The organism is Nocardioides sp. (assembly GCF_030150155.1).
GTDB lineage: Bacteria > Actinomycetota > Actinomycetes > Propionibacteriales > Nocardioidaceae > Nocardioides.
On the sequence record NZ_JASLGR010000034.1, the window covers coordinates 76,272 to 95,414 of the forward strand.

Here is a 19,143-nt window from a genome sequence, read left to right on the forward strand (position 1 = left end):
CGGCGTGGATCACTCGGCCTCGGTGGCCTCGGTGGCCTCAGCGGCGGGGGCCTCGAGCGCAGCGTCGTCCTCGTGCGTCTCGTGCGACGCGGCCTCGGCGGCGGCAGCGTGAGCAGCCTCCTCGGCGGCCTCCTCGGCCTCGACCTCGGCCTCGACCGCCTTGACGTCCTTGGCGTCGATGGCCAGGAAGTCGATGTGCTCGATGACGCGCTTGAGCGGGTCGACCTGGACCTGCTGGGTCTTGACGAACTGGGCCTTGCCGTCGATGTCGAGCTCGAGCACGGCGTGCACGCCGTGGTTGCGCAGCGCCATCGTGGTGACGTGGCCGGGCAGGTTGATGTGGGTGGCGTCGCCACCGGCGGCGTAGACGACGGCGGGGATCTTGCCCTCGCGGCGGGTGCGGCGGGCGGCGCCCTTGCCGAACTCGGTGCGGGCCTCAGCGGTGATCTTCTCGGACATGATGTCTCCTTGCGTGGGTCAGGCGGGATCGTGTCGATCCGGTCGAGAGACGACAAACGCCGCGCATCCACAGGACACACGGCGCCACACAACACAGCTGCCGGCCCAGTCGATCACGGAGTCAATCCTCCCTCGCCAAAGCGACAGGGGCAGCATACAAGTGCTGCGGATCGTCAACCCAATCGAGAGTCCTCCGACGGCCGGCGAGCGTCGAGCAACGCAGCGAACGCCCACCGGCCGTCAGAGGCTCAGGCCTGGCCCTCGAACATCGATGTCACCGAACCGTCGGTGAAGACCTCGCGGATCGCCCGCGCGACCATCGGGCCGACGGAGAGCTCGGTCATCTTGTCGAACTTCTTCTCCGCCGGGATGGGGAGCGTGTTGGTCACGATCACCTCGATCGCGGAGCTGTTCTTCAGCCGGTCCACGGCGGGGTCGGAGAGGATCGCGTGGGTGGCGCAGATGATGACGCCGGAGGCACCGGCCTCGACCAGCGCCTCGGCGGCCTTCACGATCGTGCCACCGGTGTCGATCATGTCGTCGGTCAGGACGCAGACCTTGCCGGCGACCTCGCCGACGACGCGGTTGGCGACGACCTCGTTGGCGACGTCGGTGCGGCGGGTCTTGTGGATGAAGGCCAGCGGTACGCCGCCCAGGCGGGCGGCCCACTTCTCGGCGACCTTGATCCGACCGGCGTCGGGCGAGACCACGGCGAGCTCGCCGAGGTGGCCGTCGCCGTACTTCTTCAGGATGTAGTCCGTCAGCAGCGGCAGCGCCATCAGGTGGTCGACCGGTCCGTCGAAGTAGCCCTGGAGCTGGTCGGCGTGCAGGTCGACGGTGATGATGCGGTCAGCACCGGCGGTCTTGAAGAGGTCGGCGATCAGTCGCGCCGAGATCGGCTCGCGGCCGCGGTGCTTCTTGTCCTGGCGGCTATAGCCCCAGAACGGCATCACGACAGTGATCCGCTTGGCCGAGGCGCGCTTGAGCGCGTCGACCATGATCAGCTGCTCCATGATCCAGTTGTTGATCGGCGTGGTGTGGCTCTGGATGACGAAGGCATCACAGCCTCGGACCGATTCCTCGAATCGGACGTAGGTCTCGCCGTTGGCGAAGTCGAAGATGTTGCTCGGCACCAGGTCCGTATCGAGGATCTCGGCGACCTCAGCCGCCAGCTCCGGATAGGCCCGGCCACTGAAGACCATCAGATGTTTTTCGGTGGTCTTCTTCACGTCCGTCACGTGAACGCTCCTCGGTGCATGGGTGCGGTTGCGGTGTCCGCAGTCTATCGAGGGCCTGCCTGGTCAGCCGCATCGGCCTGAGCCGTGCCCGGCCGCTTGGCCTGCGCCCAGCCCTCGACGACACGCTGCGGGCCTGCCGACAACGCCAGTCCCCCCGGGGGAACGTCGCCGCGGACCACGGTTCCGGCGCCCGTCGCGGCTCCGTCACCGACCGTCACGGGTGCGACGAACGTCACGTTCGAACCGCTGGTGACGTGGGAGCCGACAGAGGTGTGGTGCTTGTTCACGCCGTCGTAGTTGGCGAAGATCGTGCCGGCGCCGATGTTGGTCGACTCCCCGATCTCGGCGTCGCCGACGTAGGACAGGTGCGGCACCTTGGAGCCCTCGCCGATGACGGCGTTCTTGGTCTCGACGAAGCCGCCGATCTTGCCGTGCGCGCCGAGCACGGTGCCCGGGCGCAGGTAGGAGAACGGGCCGACGTCGGCGCCGGCACCGATCACGGCGAGGTTGGTGTGCGCCCGTACGACGGTCGCGCCCTCCCCCACCTCGGTGTCGCGCAGGGTGGAGTCGGGTCCGACGGTCGCGCCGGTGGCGATCGAGGTGGCGCCGTGGAGCTGCACCCCCGGCAGGATGGTGACGTCGGGGGCGAGCTCGACATCGGCGTCGATCCAGGTGGTCAGCGGGTCGATCACCGTGACGCCGGCACGCATCCAGCCGGTCAGGATCCGGTCGTTGAGCACCCGGCCGAGGGCGGCGAGCTGGACCCGGTCGTTGGCGCCCTCGATCTCGGCGGCGTCCTCGACGACGTAGGCACCGGCACCGAGCGCGTCGGCGACGGCCATCCCGACGGCGTCGGTGAGGTAGAACTCGCCGCTGGCGTTGGTGTTGCCGATCCGGGTGACGGCGTCGGCGAGGAAGGCGGCGGAGAAGGCGTAGATGCCCGAGTTCACCTCGGTGATCCGGCGCTGCTCGTCGGTGGCGTCCTTCTCCTCCACGATCGCGGCGACCTCGCCGGTGACGGCGCGGACGATCCGGCCGTAGCCGGTGGGCGCGTCGACCTGACCGGTCAGCACCGTGACGGCCCGACCCGAGGACTCGTGGTCGGCCACCAGGGCCGACAGGGTGGCGCCGCGCAGCAGCGGGGTGTCGCCGTACGCGACCAGGACGGTGCCGGTGACCTGAGGCAGGGCGCCGAGGCCGACCGCGACGGCGTGGCCGGTGCCGAGCTGCTCCTCCTGGACGGCGAGCACGACCTCGGGGGCGAGGTCGGTGATGTGCGGGCCGACCAGCTCACGCTGGTGCCCCACGACGGCGACGACGCGCTGCGGTGCGAGCTCCTCGACGGCGCGCAGGACGTGGCCGATCATCGACCGTCCCCCGACCGGGTGCAGCACCTTCGGCGTCCGGGATTTCATCCGGGTGCCACCACCGGCGGCCAGGACAACGACAGTCAGCTCACTCGTCACAGCCCCGATTCTAGGTCCGGCACCCGGCGCCTCCCGACCACCGCCACGGCCCGCGTCGGCGGGTCGTCCCGCCGACGGTCCGGGAAAAACCACCCGAAAGACCCGTGTCGCCCAGCGCCGTCGTGGCCCATGATGAGGGCGTCTCGAGGAGGAGTGCACGCATGCGATCAGCGCCTGGTACGTCGTCGGCGGCGCAGTCGACGTTCTCGCTGGACCTCGCCCACTCCTGGCACGAACCCCCGTCGGTGGGCGGCCACCGGGTCCTCCAGATCACCACCGGCGGCCTCTACCTGGCCGGCGGGACGATCGTGCTGCTGGCCGCGATCCTGCTCGCCGGGGACCAGGTCGACCGCGGCCCGATCGCGGCGGTGGCCTGTCTGGCGCTGACCGTCGGCGCGGTCATCATCGCGTGGGGCGACCGGTTCTCCCGGCTGACCTATCACCTGGCGGTGAGCCTGGGCACGGTGCTGATCGCCTCGGTGGTGATCCTGGCCGGCGGCGGGGCCGCCTCGGTGGCGATGGCGACGATCTTCCTGTTCGTGATCATCGACGCGATCTTCCTGTTCTCGCTGCGCGAGGCGATGGTCCAGATCGTCTTCTGCGCCTGCGCCTGTGCGGTCTCGCTGGCGGTGGTGGGCGACTCGGTGCGGCACGTGACCGGCAACCTGGTCCTGATCGAGGGCACCTTCCTCGTGGTCGGCACGGTGGTGGGCTGGCTGGCCCGGGTGGCGAACCAGGCCGAGGTCGACCCGCTGACCGCGCTGCTGAACCGGCGCGGGTTCGACCGCCGGCTCGACGACGACCTGGCCCGGTTCCGCCGCGACGGCGGCCCGCTGGCCCTGGTGGTGCTCGACGTCGACTACTTCAAGGCGATCAACGACGACGGCGGGCACGCCCGGGGCGACCGGCTGCTGACCGCGTGCGCCCGCGCCTGGGAGCGGGTGCTGCCCGAGGCGGCCGCCCTGGCACGCTACGGCGGCGACGAGTTCGCGCTGCTGCTGCCGGGCTGGTCGCTCGGACGTGCTGCCGACCTGGCCGACGATCTGCGGGCGCTGGCGCCGTACGGCATCACGGTCTCCTCCGGGGTGGCCTCGGCACTGGCCCGGGACTCGGGCTCGATGCTGGTCTCGCGCGCCGACGTCGCGCTCTACGAGGCGAAGAGCACCGGCCGGGACCGGACCGTCGTGCACGGCGACCCGGAGCGCTCCTCCAGCGAGCTGGAGAACGCGATCGCCGACGGTCAGCTGGTGCTGCATCTGCAGCCGATCGTGCAGCTCTCCTCCGATGAGGTGGTGGCCTACGAGGGGCTGGTGCGCTGGCTGCACCCGACCAAGGGTCTGATCCCACCGGACCGGTTCGTGCCGGAGGCCGAGCGCACCGGGGCGATCCACTCCCTGGGCGCCTGGGTGCTGGAGGAGACGGCGCGGCTCGTCACCTCCGCCCCGCGCCCGCGGGCCCGGATCGGGGTCAACATCTCGGTCAACGAGCTGCGCAGCGACTCCTACGTCGACCGGGTCACCGCGGTGCTGGAGCGCTGGGCCCTGCCCGGTGACCGGCTGATCGCGGAGATCACCGAGAGCGCCTTCGACGACGGCGATCCGCGGATCCTGGAGAACATCACCGGACTGCGCAAGCTCGGCATCCATGTCGCGATCGACGACTTCGGGGCGGGCTACTCCTCCCTGCACCGGCTGGAGTCGCTGCCCATCGACCTGATCAAGGTCGACGGGTCACTGATCCAGGCGATCAGGCCCGACTCCTACGACGCCCCGATCCTGGAGGCGATCGTCTCGATCGGGCGCAGCCTGGGCGTGCAGCTGGTCGCCGAGCACGTCGAGACCGCCCACCAGGCGGCGGTGCTGCGCCGGCTCGGCTACGACCTGGTGCAGGGCTACCTGTTCGGCCGCCCGCTGCCGCACTGACCTCAGGACAGCATCCGGCGCGCGACCGAGCGCTGTCGGGCGGCGATCCGGTCGGCGTACTGGGCCGGGCTGACCTGGTTCTGCTCGTAGAAGGGCAGCACCTGGGGCAGGTCGGCCAGGCGGATCCGCTCGACCACCGGCTGGTCCTCGGGACCCAGGTCGCGGCTGAGCTGCTGCCAGCGCAGCATGATGGAGCCGGTGCGGTGGCCCAGGGTCTCGAGCCAGTTCGCGACGCCGGGGTTGCCGTGGGCGATGACGAACCGCATCCGGCCGTCGGGGTCGGTGAGGGCCTGCGCCTTGGTCAGGCTGGTCTGGTGGGTCTCGTAGTCGGTGGACAGGTACCAGTCCGAGCCGATCTGGAACCCCTGATAGGTGCACTCCACGCACTCGGGCACGGTGACCACCAGGGCCTCGTCGTCCTCGAGCTCGTAGTGGCCCACCGAGGAGCGCTGCGAGGTGAGCCCGCCGGGCGTGCTCTGCGGGGTGGACAGCGTGTTGACCGGGACCTTGTTCTGGAAGAGGTCGGGGAAGACGAACCAGGTACGGATCGTGCCGGTCAGCGCCCGCGCGGCGAACGCGTACTTCTTGGCCAGCTGCTCGCGGGTCAGGACCGGGGCGGGCCTGCCGAGCTCGGCGGGGCACTCGATCCACATCGTGCCGCGCTCCTCGCGGTCCCAGTCGTTGTAGACCTCGCGCACGATCAGGGAGTTGGCGGTGTCGCCGATCACGACGTAGTCGGCCGGGGCCTCGACGCCGGGCGGGAGCTCGGGGCCGAAGGTGAGGGCGTAGGTGCCGTCGGGGGCGAACGTGATCGCTCGCTCGTCGAAGGCGGCCAGCGGGGTCGGGTTCCGCTCCGCGGTGTACTGCCCCGACATCACCTGGAACGACAGGTCGGCGGTGGTGCCGCGCCGTCCCCGCACGACGTAGGTCTCGCCGGGCTTCAGGGTCGCCTGGAAGTAGAGCGCGTCCGGGTTGTCCAGTCCCTGGCGGGAGAACTGGTGGGTGGCGTTGATGAACGTGGTCCTGCCAGGGTCGTGGCTGAACACGCCTTGGACGGCGCCGCGGATCCGCCCCGCCAGGTAGGAGTAGCCCTCCAGCAGGTCGGCCTCGGTGGTGATGTTCGCCGCCGTTCGGATCAGCGCCTCGGCCTCGCCGAGGGCCTCGGCCAGAGGCTGGGTGATGCCGGGCTCATCGAAGACGGGAGCGGTCGAGACAGGGTGATCCATGCCGCGGACGCTAGGGCTCGGACGGCCGGCCGAGGACCGATGTCCCAGCGACCGGGATCGGCGAAGACAGATCGGCCACGGCCTCCCCCGCGACCGGCTGCGCTCAGAGCACGGCCTCAGCCGCGCTCGGACTTCCTGCCGATCGCGCGCGCCACCGCGGTCGCGGTGAAGTCGATCAGACGGCTGTCGTCGAGGTCGCGCGCCCACTGGTGGACCATCGTGTCGGCCAGCCCCTGGATCGAGGACAGCACGTAGGGCAGCACCGCCGGGTCGTCGATCAGCTCGGCCCCCTCGGCCGCCGCGGCCTGGTGGAGTGCAGCGACCAGATCGGCGTTGTAGGCGTCCGCGGTCCGGCGTACGTCGCGGATGGACTCACGCTCGGCCAGCCGTCCCCCTGAGTCGCGCCAGGTCGCGGTGAAGCGGCCGACCCGCCGCCACTGCCGGGCCGCCTCGGGGATGAGGGCGCGGAGCAGCTCGGTGAGGCCCTGCTCGCGCGGGAGCGCGGCGAGGGACTCGCGGGCCTCGACCTGGCTCTCGGTCAGCAGGGTGATGAAGATGTCGCTCTTGTCGGCGAAGTACTGGTAGATCAGGCCGACGCTCATCCCGGCACGCTCGGCCACCGCGCGCATGGTCAGGGCCGTGTAGCCACCCTCGTCGAGCAGCGCCGAGGCCGCCTCCAAGGTGATCCGGCGCCGTGTCTCAGCATCGCCGTGCGTCACCTTGGCACGCGCGTCACTCATGGCCGAACGGTAGCGCAGCGGGTGTCGGCGACTCCCTTCCAGCAACCTATGAACAATGTTCAATTTGATATTGAACATTGTTCACACCTTCGGTACGGTCGCCCTCATGACCACGAACGAGGCCTTCGCGCCCCCGGCGCCCAGCGCCGATCGACATCGCGCCGATGCCGAGGCCGCCGGCCGGCTGGCCACCGCCGCCGGCGCGATCCTGCTCGACCTCCGCGACGCGCTGAGCGACCCGACATCGTCGCCCGACGCCGTCCGCAAGGCCGGCGACCGGCTGTCGCACGAGTTCCTGATGCACGAGCTGGGGCGCTCCTTCCCCGCCGATGCGGTGCTGTCCGAGGAGGGCGCCGACGACGCGGCCCGCCTGGGCGCCGCGCGGGTCTGGATCGTCGATCCCCTCGACGGCACCCGCGAGTTCGGCCAGGCCGACCGCTGCGACTGGGCGGTCCACGTCGCCCTGGTCGAGCACGGCGAGCTGGTCGCCGGCGCGGTGGCCCTCCCCGCACTCGGCACGACCCTGACCAGCGCCCAGGAGTTCGCGGTGATCGAGCCGCGCCCGGTCCCCCGCGTCCTGGTCAGCCGTACCCGCCGGCCCGCACCGGTGCTCGCCCTGGCCGACGCGCTCGGGGCCGAGCTGGTCGAGATGGGCTCGGCCGGAGCCAAGGCGATGGCCGTCGTGCGCGGCGAGGCCGAGATCTACGCCCACGCCGGTGGGCAGTACGAGTGGGACTCGGCCGCGCCGGTCGCCGTCGCACGAGCCGCCGGCCTGCACGTCTCGCGACTCGACGGCTCCGACCCCGTCTACAACCAGGAGAACCCCTGGTTGCCCGACCTGCTGATCTGCCGTCCCGAATGGGCGGCCCAGGCACTGGAGGTGCTGACACGATGACCCGGGCGATGACCCATCTCGAACGACTCGAGGCCGAGTCGATCCACATCATGCGCGAGGCGGTCGCCGGGAGCGAGAACCCGGTGATGCTCTACTCCGTCGGCAAGGACAGCGCGGTGATGCTGCACCTGGCGCGCAAGGCGTTCTTCCCCTCGCGGCTGCCGTTCCCGCTGCTGCACGTCGACACCACCTGGAAGTTCCAGGAGATGTACAAGCTCCGCGACGAGTCCGCAGCCGTGGGCGACTTCGACCTGCTCGTCTACCAGAACCCCGAGTGCGTCGAGCGCGGGATCAACCCCTTCGACCACGGCTCCTCGGTGCACACCGACCTGTGGAAGACCGAGGGCCTCAAGCAGGCGCTCGACCTCTACGGCTTCGACACCGCCTTCGGCGGGGCCCGGCGCGACGAGGAGAAGTCCCGGGCCAAGGAGCGGGTCTTCTCGGTCCGCTCGGCCGAGCACCGCTGGGACCCGAAGCGCCAGCGTCCCGAGCTCTGGCACTCCTACAACGTGCGCCGCTCCCCGGGGGAGTCGCTGCGGGTCTTCCCGCTGTCGAACTGGACCGAGCTCGACGTGTGGGAGTACATCCGCGCCGAGAACATCCCGATCGTGCCGCTCTACTTCGCCGAGAAGCGGCCCGTGGTCGAGCGCGACGGCACCCTGATCATGGTCGACGACGACCGGATGCCGCTGCGCCCGGGCGAGGTCCCCGAGCTGCGCAGCGTGCGCTTCCGCACCCTGGGCTGCTACCCGCTGACCGGTGCCGTGGAGTCCACCGCCGCCACCTTGACCGACGTGATCCAAGAGATGTTGCTCACCACCACCTCCGAGCGCCAGGGCCGGATGATCGACCACGACTCCAGCGCCTCGATGGAGAAGAAGAAGCAGGAGGGGTACTTCTGATGTCCCACCAGTCCCAGCTCATCGCCGACGACATCGAGACCTATCTCGCGCGGCACGCCACCAAGTCCATGCTCCGCTTCATCACCTGCGGCTCCGTCGACGACGGCAAGTCGACCCTGATCGGCCGGATGCTGTTCGAGTCGAAGCTCGTCTTCGAGGACCAGCTCAGCGCCCTGGAGTCGGACTCGAAGAAGTCCGGCACCCAGGGTGAGGGCCTCGACTTCGCCCTCCTGGTCGACGGCCTGGCCGCCGAGCGCGAGCAGGGCATCACCATCGACGTGGCCTACCGCTACTTCACCACCGAGAAGCGCAAGTTCGTCGTGGCCGACACCCCCGGCCACGAGCAGTACACCCGCAACATGGTCACCGGCGCCTCGACCGCCGACCTGGCGGTCATCCTGATCGATGCCCGCAAGGGCGTCCTGACCCAGACCCGCCGGCACTCCTACCTGGTCTCCCTGATCGGGATCAAGCACGTCGTGCTCGCGGTCAACAAGCTCGACCTGGTCGACTACTCCGCCGACGTCTTCGACGGCATCGTCGAGGACTACCGGGCCTTCGCCGAGGAGATCGGCCTGCGCCACGTCACAGCGATCCCGATCTCGGCGTACGTCGGCGACAACCTGACCGAGCACAGCGCGAACACTCCCTGGTACACCGGCCCCACCCTGATGGAGCACCTGGAGACGGTCGAGATCGACCAGGACCTCACCACCGGTCCGTTCCGGATGCCGGTGCAGTGGGTGAACCGTCCCGACCTGGACTTCCGCGGCTTCTCGGGCCAGATCGCCGGTGGCGTCCTGCGCCCGGGTGACCGGGTCCGGGTGCTGCCCTCGGGCCAGGAGTCGACCGTCGCGCGGATCGTGACGATGGACGGCGACCTCGACGAGGCGGTCGCCGGGCGCTCGGTGACGGTCACGCTCACCGACGAGATCGACATCAGCCGCGGCGACGTCCTGGCCACCGCCGACAGCCCGCCCGCGGTCGCCGACCAGTTCGAGGTGCAGCTGGTCTGGATGAGCGAGGACGAGATGATCCCCGAGCGTCCCTACCTGTGCCAGATCGGCACGATGACCGTTCAGGCCCGGATCACGAAGCCGAAGTACGCGGTCAACGTGAACACGCTCGAGCACACCGCCGCCACCACGCTGGGCCTCAACGCGATCGGCGTGTGCAACATCAGCTTCGACAGGCCGGTGCCGTTCGATCCGTACGTCGAGAACCGCGACACCGGCGGGTTCATCCTGATCGACCGCCTGACCAACACCACGGTCGGCGCCGGGATGGTGCGGCACTCGCTGCGCCGTGCCGACAACATCCACTGGCAGGCCGTCGACGTCGACGCCGCCGCCCGTGCCCGCCTCAACGGCCACCAGCCGCAGGTGGTCTGGTTCACCGGGCTGTCGGGCTCGGGCAAGTCCACCATCGCCAACCAGGTCGAGCGACTGCTGCACGCCCGCGGCGTGCACACCTACCTGCTCGACGGCGACAACGTCCGGCACGGCCTGGGCCGCGACCTCGGCTTCACCGAGGCCGACCGGGTGGAGAACATCCGCCGTGTCACCGAGGTCGCCCGGCTGATGACCGACGCCGGACTGGTCGTGCTGGCCTCGTTCATCTCGCCGTACCGCGCCGAGCGTGACGCGGCCCGGGAGACGATCGGCGCGACGACGTTCTGCGAGGTCTTCGTCGACACCCCGATCGAGGTGGCCGAGTCCCGCGATCCGAAGGGGCTCTACCGCAAGGCCCGCAGCGGAGAGCTGACCAACTTCACCGGGGTCGACGCCCCGTACGAGGCACCGCTGTCCCCCGAGATCCGGATCGACACCACCGCCGTCTCCCCCGAGGACGCGGCGGCCCGGATCGTCGAGGCGCTGCGCGCCCGCGGCGTCCTCGCCTGAGCACCAGCCCGACCACCAGCCCAGAGAACCAGCCCCGAGAACAAGGAGTCACCATGCCCACCCGTGACCAGGTCGCCGGAGTCCTCGACGCGTACGTCGAGGCCCTCGGCGCTCACGACGTCGATGCTCTCGTCGCCCTCTTCGCCCCCGACGGGGTCAAGCACGAGCCGCTCGGGATCGCCACCCACCGCGGTCATGCCGAGCTGCGCTCCTTCGACGAGGCCGCCGCCCGCGCCGACTTCACCGTCAGCCGGCACTCCCCCGTCACCATCGCCGGACGCTTCGCCGCGATGCAGGTGCTGGTGCAGGCCAGCGGGATGGACCCGTTCCTGGCGACCGACCTCTTCGAGCTCGACGACGACGGCAGGATCATCTCCCTCCAGGTGCTGATCGACATCGAGTCCCGGCCGTGACAGCGCCGCTCGTCGTCCCCGGCCTGGCCGGGAAGGTCGTCGTGGTCGCGGGCGTGGGTGACGGCCTCGGTCACGCGGTCGCCCTGCGCAGCGCCGCCGCGGGCGCAAGCGTCGTGCTGGCCGCCCGCACCGCGGCCCGGCTGGACGCGGTCGCCGAGGAGATCCGGGCGCTCGGCGGCACCGCACTCACCGTGCCGACCGACCTGACCGACGCCGCTGCGGTGGAGGCGCTGGCCGCGACCACGCTGGCCGAGCTCGGCCGGATCGACACCGTGGTGTTCAACGCCTTCGTCCAGCCACCGCACAGGCCGCTCCTCGCGACCGACGAGACCGAGATCCGCTCGGGCCTCGACATCAACCTGCTGGCCGCGCTGAGCGTCGTACGGGCCTGCGCACCGGCGCTGGTCGAGCACGCGGGCTCGGTGGTGATGGTCAACTCGATGGTGCTGCACAACCGGCTGCCGAACTACGGCGCCTACCGGATGCAGAAGGCGGGCCTGCTCGCCCTGGCCCGCAGCCTCTCCATCGAGCTGGGGCCCCAGGGGGTGCGGGTCAACTCGGTCGCACCGGGCTACATCTGGGCCGACAAGGTGCAGGCGATGGTGGGGCGCCAGGCCGCCCGCCGCGGCGTGGAGCCGACGGTGATCTACGACGAGATCGCCGCCGACGCCGACCTGCGCCGGCTGCCCGAGCCTGACGACATCGCCGCCACCGTGCTCTTCCTCGCCTCCGACCTTGCCCGGGCGATCACCGGGCAGTGCCTCAGCGTCGACTGCGGCCACACCCACACCTGACCTCCAGACAAGGACATCCCCATGACTGAGCGCCCTGAGAACGTCGGCACGATCGCCGAGTTCGAGGACCTGGCACGACACAAGACCGGTCTCGACGACTTCGGCGGTGACGACTACCGCGAGGGCCTCGAGGTCCTGATCCGCTCCTACGACACCGACGCCGCCCTGACCGAGCGCGGGCTGCTGATCGCACGCAAGCAGATCCTGGCGGTGCTGACCGGACGGCTGAAGAGCCAGCGGGGCTTCGCCGAGCACCCCGAGCACGTCGACGTACCGGTGGAGGCACCGATCTTCGTCAGCGGCATCGCCCGGACCGGCACCACCGCCACCCAGCGCCTGCTCAGCGCCGACCCGGCCCACCAGGGCCTGGAGATGTGGCTGGCCGAGAGCCCGCAGCTGCGGCCCCGGCCCGACGAGCTGGCGGCCAACGCCGACTTCGTCCGCTCCGATGCCTACTACCGTGCCCGCCAGTCCGCGGAGGCGGAGTTCATGAAGGTGCACTTCATGGGGGCCCAGGAGGCCGACGAGTGCTGGCGCCTGGTGCAGCAGACGGGGCTGTCGATCTCGTTCGTCTGCACCGCCTACCTGCCGTCGTACACCGAGTGGCTGACCCGGCAGGACTGGACGCCGGCCTACGAGCGATACAAGAAGAACCTGCAGCTGATCGGGATGCACGACACCGACAAGCGTTGGGCTTTGAAGAGCCCGAGCCACGTCTTCGCCGTCGACGCGATCATGAAGGTCTTCCCCGACGCCCTCTTCGTGCGCACCTTCCGCGACCCGCAGACCTCGATGGCCTCGACGTTCAGCCTGGCCGAGCAGGGCTCGGCGGGGATGTCGGAGGCGTTCGACAGGGCCACCATCGGCCGCTCCCAGTTCGACCTCTGGGCCGCCGGCAGCGAGTCCTTCCAGCGCGCACGTCGGCAGTACGACGACCGGCAGTTCTTCGACCTGGACTACCGCCACTTCGTCGCCGACCCGGTCGCTGCGATCGCCTCGATCTACGAGCAGTTCGGGCTCCCGTTCGACGCCGCGGCCCGCACCGCCGTCGAGGCCGCCCACCAGGAGAGCCTGGGCAGCCACCGCGCACCCTCGCACCGCTACGACCTGGCCGACTTCGGCGTACCGGCCGAGGAGATCGACGCCCGGTTCGCTGCGATCGCCGCCCTGTGACCCACCCACCACGGAGGAACCGATGAACCCCACCTGGGAGAAGTTCTGCACCGACCTGCTCAGCCTCGGCGATCTGCTGGAGGACGAGATCACACCCCGCGACGAGCTGACGCAGGCCGAGGGGATGCGCTACCTGGTGCGTCTGCTGCGCTACGCCACGATCAACTGCGTCGAGTACACCGACCCGCGCTACCCGGCGTTCTCCTCGGCGCCGAACCCGAACATGGCGACCAAGATCGGCGCCGACAACCCGGACAACGTCTATCAGCGTGCCAACATCTCCGGGGCCTACCGCTACCGGATCAGCGGCACCCGCGGCACGGTGCCGCTGCTGACCTTCGGCTCCCGGGCCAACCGGTATCACATCGACGGCACCATGCGGCAGACCGGCGACCTGCACGGCGACGACCTGGTCCTCGACGAGCTCGGCCGGTTCAGCTTCATCGCCTCGGTGGAGCAGCCCGAGAGCGGCACCTGGCTGCCGCTGGAGCCGGACTCCAACCTGATCTCGGTGCGGCAGACGTACGGCGACCGGCGTACCGAGCTGCTGGCCGACCTGACCATCGAGTGCCTCGACCCCCGCGGCGAGGTCGAGCCACTGGACACCGCGGAGATCGGCTCCCGGCTCTCCCAGGCGGTCGGGATGGTGCGGGGCACTGCCTCGACGTTCCTGGAGTGGTCGCGTCGCTTCCAGCCCGATGCCAACACCATCACCGCCCAGGACCAGTCCTTCTACCAGGGTGCGGGCGGCGATCCGTCGATCTTCTACCTGCACGGCTACTGGCGGCTGGCCGAGAACGAGGCCTGGGTGATCCGCACCGAGGTCCCCGAGTGCGAGTACTACAACTTCGTGCTGCAGAACTTCTGGCTGGAGTCGCTCGACTTCCAGCGTGCCCAGACCTACCTCAACAACCGCACCGCGACCCTCGACGACGACGGCCGCCTGACCATCGTGGTGGCCGCCACCGACCCGGGGTTCGGCAACTGGATCAGCACCGACGGTCACACCGAGGGCACCTGGGCGCTGCGCTGGATCAAGGCCGACTCCCATCCGATCCCGACCGCCGAGGTCGTGACCCTGTGATGAGCACGGAGCGCGCGGCGGTGCGGTGGGCGCTGCCCGGGGCGATGATCGCGGCCGGTGACCTCGCCGGGTTCGCTCGGTCCGCCGAGGAGGCGGGCTACGACGCGATCGCGATGCCGGACTCGGTCTTCTTCCCCGAGACGGTCAGTGCCGACTACCCCTACACCGCGGACGGGAAGCGGATGTGGACCGGCCAGACCCCCATGCCCGACCCGTTCATCGCGATCGCGTCGATGGCCGCGGTGACCAGCCGGATGCGGTTCTACACCAACGTGCTCAAGCTGCCGTTGCGCGATCCGCTGCTGACCGCCAAGCAGGTCGCCACGATGGCGGTGCTGTCGGGCAACCGGGTCGAGCTCGGCGTCGGGCTGTCCTGGATCCCTGAGGAGTTCGCTTTCACCCGCACCGAGATGCGCACCCGCGGGGCACGCACCGACGAGGCGATCGCGATCCTGAAGGCGATCTGCGCCGGCAACGGCCCCGAGTGGGTCGAGTTCCACGGTCGGCACTACGACTTCGACCGCCTGATGATCAGCCCCGCCCCCGACCGTCCGGTCCCGGTGTACGTCGGTGGGCACAGCGAGCCGGGCCTGCGCCGGGCTGCACGGCTGGCCGACGGCTGGATCTCGGTCAACGCCGACATCGCCGAGCTGCGCACCGTGCTGGCCCGGCTGGGTGAGCTCCGCGCCGAGCACGGTCGCGCCGACCAGCCGTTCGAGATCAAGGTGAGCGTCGACCCCCGCTGGGAGCGCGACGCCCCCGAGTTCGACGACCTGATCGCGCTGGGCGTCACCGAGTTCCGGGTCTCGCCGTGGGGCCGCTACGGCGCCGACTTCACCAATGCGGACGCCCGGATCGACGCGCTGCAGCGCTACGCCGAGGAGATGGGGATCGCGCCCTGACCCTCGGCGCCTGCCGCTGAAAGCCAACTGGCCACCCAGGTTCCCCCGGCTCGGGGGTCCTGGGTGGCCAGCTGTCATGAGAGGGCTCGTGAGCCCCTCAGAATGCGACGGCGTCCTCCTCGAGGATCGCGCCCGGAGCAGCAGGAGCTGCCGCCGCCGACCGGGTGCGACCGATGAAGAGGGTCAGCACCGCACAGGCGAGTGCCGCGATGGCGGCCACCAGGTAGACGGTCCCGAAGCCGTCCCCCAGGGACGAGCTCGCCAGTCCCTGGATGGCGCCCTGGGTGGAGGGGTCGTTCAACGCTGCCACCATGCCGTTCACGGCCTGCTCGGGGGCACCTCCGGCGGTCGCTTCGGCGGAGAACTGCCCGATCACACCGTCCCAGCCCGAGAGCCAGCCGAGCGGGGGCACCTGCGAGAGGCCTGCGACAGCATCCGGTGAGAGATGGGCGCCCGTCAGGATGCCGCCGATCTTGTCGCGCAACGCGGTCGCGCCCAGGGAGAACGCGATCACCGATCCGATCACCGGGCCGAGCGTGAAGCCCAGGTCGCGCATCACGCTGCTGGTCGCGCTCGCCATCCCGATCTGGTGCGGCGACACGTTGTTGAGGGCCACCGCGGTGAGCGAGCCACCGGTCAGGGCGAAGCCCACCCCGAGCAGCAGGAGCGGCGCGATCCACGCCGTCCAGGCCGGACCACCGAACTGCTCGGGGACCCCCAGGGTGAAGGTGGAGAGCCAGAAGGCGCCACCGGCCATGCATCCGAACCCGGCGGTGAGCACCCAGCGGGGCGCTGCCCGATGGATCAACCATCCGACGACCGGGCTGAGCACGAAGGCCGGACCCTGGATGAAGACGAAGAGGACACCGACCGCCCACACCGGTGCCTGGGCGAGCGCACCGACGCTGATCGAGGTCGAGAAGCACGCTGCCAGGAAGGCGAACATGCCCACCACAGCGACCACCGAGCCGAGCGAGAAGTCCTTGTTCGTGAACAGAGCGAGGTCCAGCAGCGGGCTCGGGCTGCGCAGCTCGACGACGACGAAGGCGACCAGAAGCACCGCGCCGACGACGTACCCGGCGATCACCCGGCCATCGCCGAAGCCGCTGTCGACGGCGGTGACGGTGGCGTAGAGCGCGGCGATCAGGCCGAGGGCGAAGGTGATCTGGCCCGGGAGGTCGAGGTGGCGACCCGCCGGGGCCGAGGAGTCACGCGTCCCGCACGAGATCGCCACCAGGGCCAGCGCGATCGCCACGATGATCCAGTAGGTCACGCGCCAGCCGTCGAACGTGTCGGTGGTGAAGTGCATCTGGGTCTGCGTGGCCAGGACCGGCGAGATCACGGCCCCGAGGGAGAGGAAGCCCGCCCAGGTGGCGATGATCCGCGACCGCCGGCCGTGGTCGTCGGTCAGCGCCGCCACCATCGACAGGCCGATCGGGAAGAGCAGCCCGGCACCGATGCCGATCACCGCCTGGGCGACGATCATGAACCCGATCGAGCCGGCGACGGCGGACAGCACCGCCCCCAGGACGACGAGCACGGAGCCGCCGATCAGGAGCCGCTTGCGACCGAAGAGGTCACCGAGCAGGCCGAAGGTGAGCTCGAAGGCGACGATCCCGATCTCGAAGGCCGCCGTGATCCAGGTCAGCCCCGACCCTGACGCATGGAACTCCGAGGCGAAGGTGCCGTTGAGGGCACCGGGGATGGCGTACGCGGTCATCGCCAACGCGACGGAGAGGTAGGCGGCCGCGTAGGTCAGCGCGGTCGACCCCTTGGATGAGACGACGGTGGTGCTCATGACATGTGTTCTCCCTTGAACAGGTGGTGATGGTGGTGTTCCCGAGATCTGCCGTCCGAGGCGTCAGGCAAGGGCGATGGCGCGCACCGGCGCGTCGTCGCGGTGTCGGATCTCGACGGAGAGCAACCCGCCGCATCCGGGACAGGCGAAGGCGTCGGCAACCAGGTCGGCGTGGAGCCGCACCCGCTCCCCCAGCTGCTCCGCAGTGAGGGCCGCGTGGCCGGCGTACTGCTTCCAGTCGGCGCTGGCCGGGCAGAGCGTCCGTCCGCAGTCGCAGGCGATGTGGTCGGCCACGATCCGCAGCTTGTCTCCGATGACGCGCTCGGCGCCCTCGACCGGAGCGAACTCGTCGCTCGCGGCTCGTTCCCAGCCACGCCGCTCAGCCCGTACGTCGCCACGGAGCGCCGCGGTGGCGGCCTGATCGACGCCGCCCTCGCCCAGCACCACGCCGTACTGGCGCAGCGCTCCGGCCGCCGAGATGCGTCCTTCCCGGACGTCGCGGGCGATGCCGTCGGGGTCGGCGTCCAGGGCGTCGCCCCAGCCGCCGCCGCCGTGGAAGGACCAGTCCATGACGTCGCCGGGGAAGAACATCTGCTCGCCGGGGTTGGAGTCGAAGACCGTGGCGTTCCCCTGGAGGTCACCGGCTCCGGTCACCGAACGGCCGGCCGCGAGCGCCTCGTTGACGTCGGTGCCGCGGAGCACGGTGACGGCGTGGGTGGAGCCGGGCATGCCGCCGTGCAGGCCGGTCGAGGACGGCATCGACATCGAGTGCGCCATGTGGACGCCGTGCACGAAGCCGGCGTCGTGGACGGTCCAGGCCGCCGACAGCGAGGTGCCACCGTGACGGCGTCCGGCACCGCCGGAGTCGGTGTTGAACTCGCGGCGCAGCCACAGCAGCGGGAAGGCGACCTCCTCCCCCTCCACGTTGTTGAACTGGTAGGAGAGGATCTCGTGCGGGCCGACGAAGTCGGCGCCGTCGGCCTCCGGCGTGGCACCGCCACCGCCGCAGAGCGCTTCGGTGAGAGCGCCACCGAAGCCGACGCCGTACTGGTTGAGACCGCCGATGTGGAGCACCTGGATCGCGCCGGTGGACTCCGCCATCGCGTCGGAGCGGCTGACCTCGTCGGTGCCGGCGAGGGTGGAGATCGCCGCGTGGGCGGTGTTCTTCACCATGTAGCCGCCGCCGACGGTCGCCGAGCCGCACGGGGCGGGCTTGGCGCAGTTGATGATCAGTCCCTCGGGGGCCTCGATCTCGATCGCCCGCATCACCCCGGAGTTCCACGGGATGTCGGGGGCGATCACCGGGAGCACCGAGGCGAAGACGCCGCCGCGCAGCCCGGCGATCGTGCAGTTCACGATCGAGGGCACCTGGGCCGCCGAGCGGGAGTAGTCGAAGAGCAGGGTGTCGCCGCGCTTGGTCAGCTCGACCTCGACCCGGTGCAGGCCCGGGTTCTTGCCGTCGGTGTCGAAGTAGTTGCGGGCGCCGAAGACGCCGTCGGGCAAGGCCCGCAGCCGCTCCCGGGTGGCGGCCTCGGACTTGTCCAGCATCGTCGCCATCACCCCGGTGACGACCTCGACGCCGTAGCGGTCGACGAGGCGGAGCATCCCCTTGCGGGCATGGGTGTTGGCCGCGATCATCGCCTTGAGGTCGAGGCCGAGGTTGGGGGCGAGACGGGAGGCCGACAGGATCAGGTTCCACACGTCGGTGCGGGTCCGGCCGCGTTCGACCAGCTTGGTCGGCGGGAGGATCAGCCCCTCCTGGACGTTCTCGGTGGCGTCGGGGCACCACGACGACGGCGTCATCCCGCCGATGTCGAGGACGTGGCAGCACGAGCCGACCCAGCCGATCCGCTCGCCGTCGACGATGACCGGCTCGACCATCGTGACGTCGGGCAGGTGCAGCGCACCCGAGTACGGGTCGTTGGTGATGAAGATGTCGCCTTCGTTGATCCCGCCGTCGTTCTCGAACTGGGCGATGATGTTGCCCACCACGAGCTCCATCGAGCCGGAGTGGAAGACGATGTGCGGCCCCATCGCGGCGATCTGGCCGTCGGGCAGGTAGACGCCCGTGTTGCAGTCGTTGGCCTCGAAGACCAGCGGCGAGCCGGAGATGTTCTTGAGCACCGCCGACTGCTGGGCGACGACGGCCAGCAGCCGGTGGCGCACGACCTCGAACGTGATCGGGTCGACGTACGTGCCGGGGGTGACGGTGGGGGCAGAGGCGGTCATC

The 19,143-nt window shown here is 70.3% G+C and carries 16 protein-coding genes; 9 read left to right on the forward strand and 7 right to left on the reverse strand.

Translation table 11 applies throughout. The annotated features are described in order from the left end of the window. Positions 1-9: 9 nt before the first annotated feature. From Q1V88_RS10555 to glmU, 3 genes are all read right to left on the reverse strand, one after another. The gene (locus Q1V88_RS10555; protein ID WP_300681148.1) at positions 10-459 is read right to left on the reverse strand and encodes a 50S ribosomal protein L25; all 450 of its coding nucleotides are present in this window, start codon (positions 457-459) and stop codon (positions 10-12) included. Between the two features lie 248 nt (positions 460-707). After that, a complete protein-coding gene (locus tag Q1V88_RS10560; protein WP_300681149.1) occupies positions 708-1,697 on the reverse strand; it encodes a ribose-phosphate diphosphokinase in 990 nt (329 codons plus the stop codon). A 44-nt stretch (positions 1,698-1,741) separates the two neighbouring features. Continuing rightward, positions 1,742-3,163, reverse strand: coding sequence for a bifunctional UDP-N-acetylglucosamine diphosphorylase/glucosamine-1-phosphate N-acetyltransferase GlmU (gene glmU / locus Q1V88_RS10565; RefSeq protein ID WP_300681150.1), 1,422 nt, complete (start codon positions 3,161-3,163; stop codon positions 1,742-1,744). Between the two features lie 161 nt (positions 3,164-3,324). On the opposite strand from glmU, the gene Q1V88_RS10570 reads away from it, so the two are divergent. Then, entirely contained in the window at positions 3,325-5,085 is a 1,761-nt protein-coding gene (locus tag Q1V88_RS10570) for a bifunctional diguanylate cyclase/phosphodiesterase (protein ID WP_300681151.1), read from the forward strand. Positions 5,086-5,087: 2 nt separating this feature from the next. Here the strand turns inward: Q1V88_RS10570 and Q1V88_RS10575 are convergent, their stop codons facing one another. Continuing rightward, the gene (locus Q1V88_RS10575) at positions 5,088-6,311 is read right to left on the reverse strand and encodes a hypothetical protein (protein WP_300681152.1); all 1,224 of its coding nucleotides are present in this window, start codon (positions 6,309-6,311) and stop codon (positions 5,088-5,090) included. Positions 6,312-6,427: 116 nt separating this feature from the next. Then, on the reverse strand, positions 6,428-7,051 hold the full coding sequence (locus tag Q1V88_RS10580) for a TetR/AcrR family transcriptional regulator (protein ID WP_300681153.1): 624 nt from the start codon (positions 7,049-7,051) through the stop codon (positions 6,428-6,430). 106 nt (positions 7,052-7,157) lie between these two features. Between Q1V88_RS10580 and Q1V88_RS10585 the strand changes: the two genes are divergently transcribed. The 8 genes from Q1V88_RS10585 to Q1V88_RS10620 are packed head-to-tail and all read left to right on the forward strand — an operon-like array spanning position 7,158 to position 15,115. After that, the gene (locus tag Q1V88_RS10585; RefSeq protein ID WP_300681154.1) at positions 7,158-7,946 is read left to right on the forward strand and encodes a 3'(2'),5'-bisphosphate nucleotidase CysQ; all 789 of its coding nucleotides are present in this window, start codon (positions 7,158-7,160) and stop codon (positions 7,944-7,946) included. Continuing rightward, positions 7,943-8,848 carry a sulfate adenylyltransferase subunit CysD gene (gene cysD, locus Q1V88_RS10590; protein WP_300681155.1) on the forward strand — a complete coding sequence of 302 codons (906 nt, stop codon included), beginning with the start codon at positions 7,943-7,945 and terminating at the stop codon, positions 8,846-8,848. The genes Q1V88_RS10585 and cysD overlap by 4 nt, the downstream gene beginning before the upstream one ends. Then, positions 8,848-10,749: a sulfate adenylyltransferase subunit CysN gene (cysN, locus tag Q1V88_RS10595; RefSeq protein ID WP_300681156.1), complete on the forward strand. Its 1,902-nt coding sequence runs from the start codon at positions 8,848-8,850 to the stop codon at positions 10,747-10,749. Before cysD ends, cysN begins: the two co-directional genes overlap by 1 nt. Before the next feature lie 53 nt (positions 10,750-10,802). Then, positions 10,803-11,162, forward strand: coding sequence for a nuclear transport factor 2 family protein (locus Q1V88_RS10600; RefSeq protein WP_300681157.1), 360 nt, complete (start codon positions 10,803-10,805; stop codon positions 11,160-11,162). Further along, a complete protein-coding gene (locus Q1V88_RS10605) occupies positions 11,159-11,956 on the forward strand; it encodes an SDR family oxidoreductase (protein ID WP_300681158.1) in 798 nt (265 codons plus the stop codon). The genes Q1V88_RS10600 and Q1V88_RS10605 overlap by 4 nt, the downstream gene beginning before the upstream one ends. A 21-nt stretch (positions 11,957-11,977) precedes the next feature. Next, positions 11,978-13,129, forward strand: a complete 1,152-nt coding sequence (locus Q1V88_RS10610; protein ID WP_300681159.1) for a sulfotransferase — start codon at positions 11,978-11,980, stop codon at positions 13,127-13,129. A gap of 22 nt (positions 13,130-13,151) precedes the next feature. After that, entirely contained in the window at positions 13,152-14,213 is a 1,062-nt protein-coding gene (locus Q1V88_RS10615) for a hypothetical protein (protein WP_300681160.1), read from the forward strand. Next, positions 14,213-15,115, forward strand: coding sequence for a TIGR03619 family F420-dependent LLM class oxidoreductase (locus Q1V88_RS10620; protein ID WP_300681161.1), 903 nt, complete (start codon positions 14,213-14,215; stop codon positions 15,113-15,115). Before Q1V88_RS10615 ends, Q1V88_RS10620 begins: the two co-directional genes overlap by 1 nt. A 97-nt stretch (positions 15,116-15,212) precedes the next feature. On the opposite strand, the gene Q1V88_RS10625 is transcribed toward Q1V88_RS10620, so the two are convergent. Together Q1V88_RS10625 and Q1V88_RS10630 are read right to left on the reverse strand one after the other, a co-directional pair. Then, entirely contained in the window at positions 15,213-16,913 is a 1,701-nt protein-coding gene (locus Q1V88_RS10625; protein WP_300681162.1) for an MFS transporter, read from the reverse strand. A gap of 63 nt (positions 16,914-16,976) precedes the next feature. Then, positions 16,977-19,142 carry a hydantoinase B/oxoprolinase family protein gene (locus tag Q1V88_RS10630; RefSeq protein ID WP_300681163.1) on the reverse strand — a complete coding sequence of 722 codons (2,166 nt, stop codon included), beginning with the start codon at positions 19,140-19,142 and terminating at the stop codon, positions 16,977-16,979. Position 19,143: the final 1 nt, after the last annotated feature.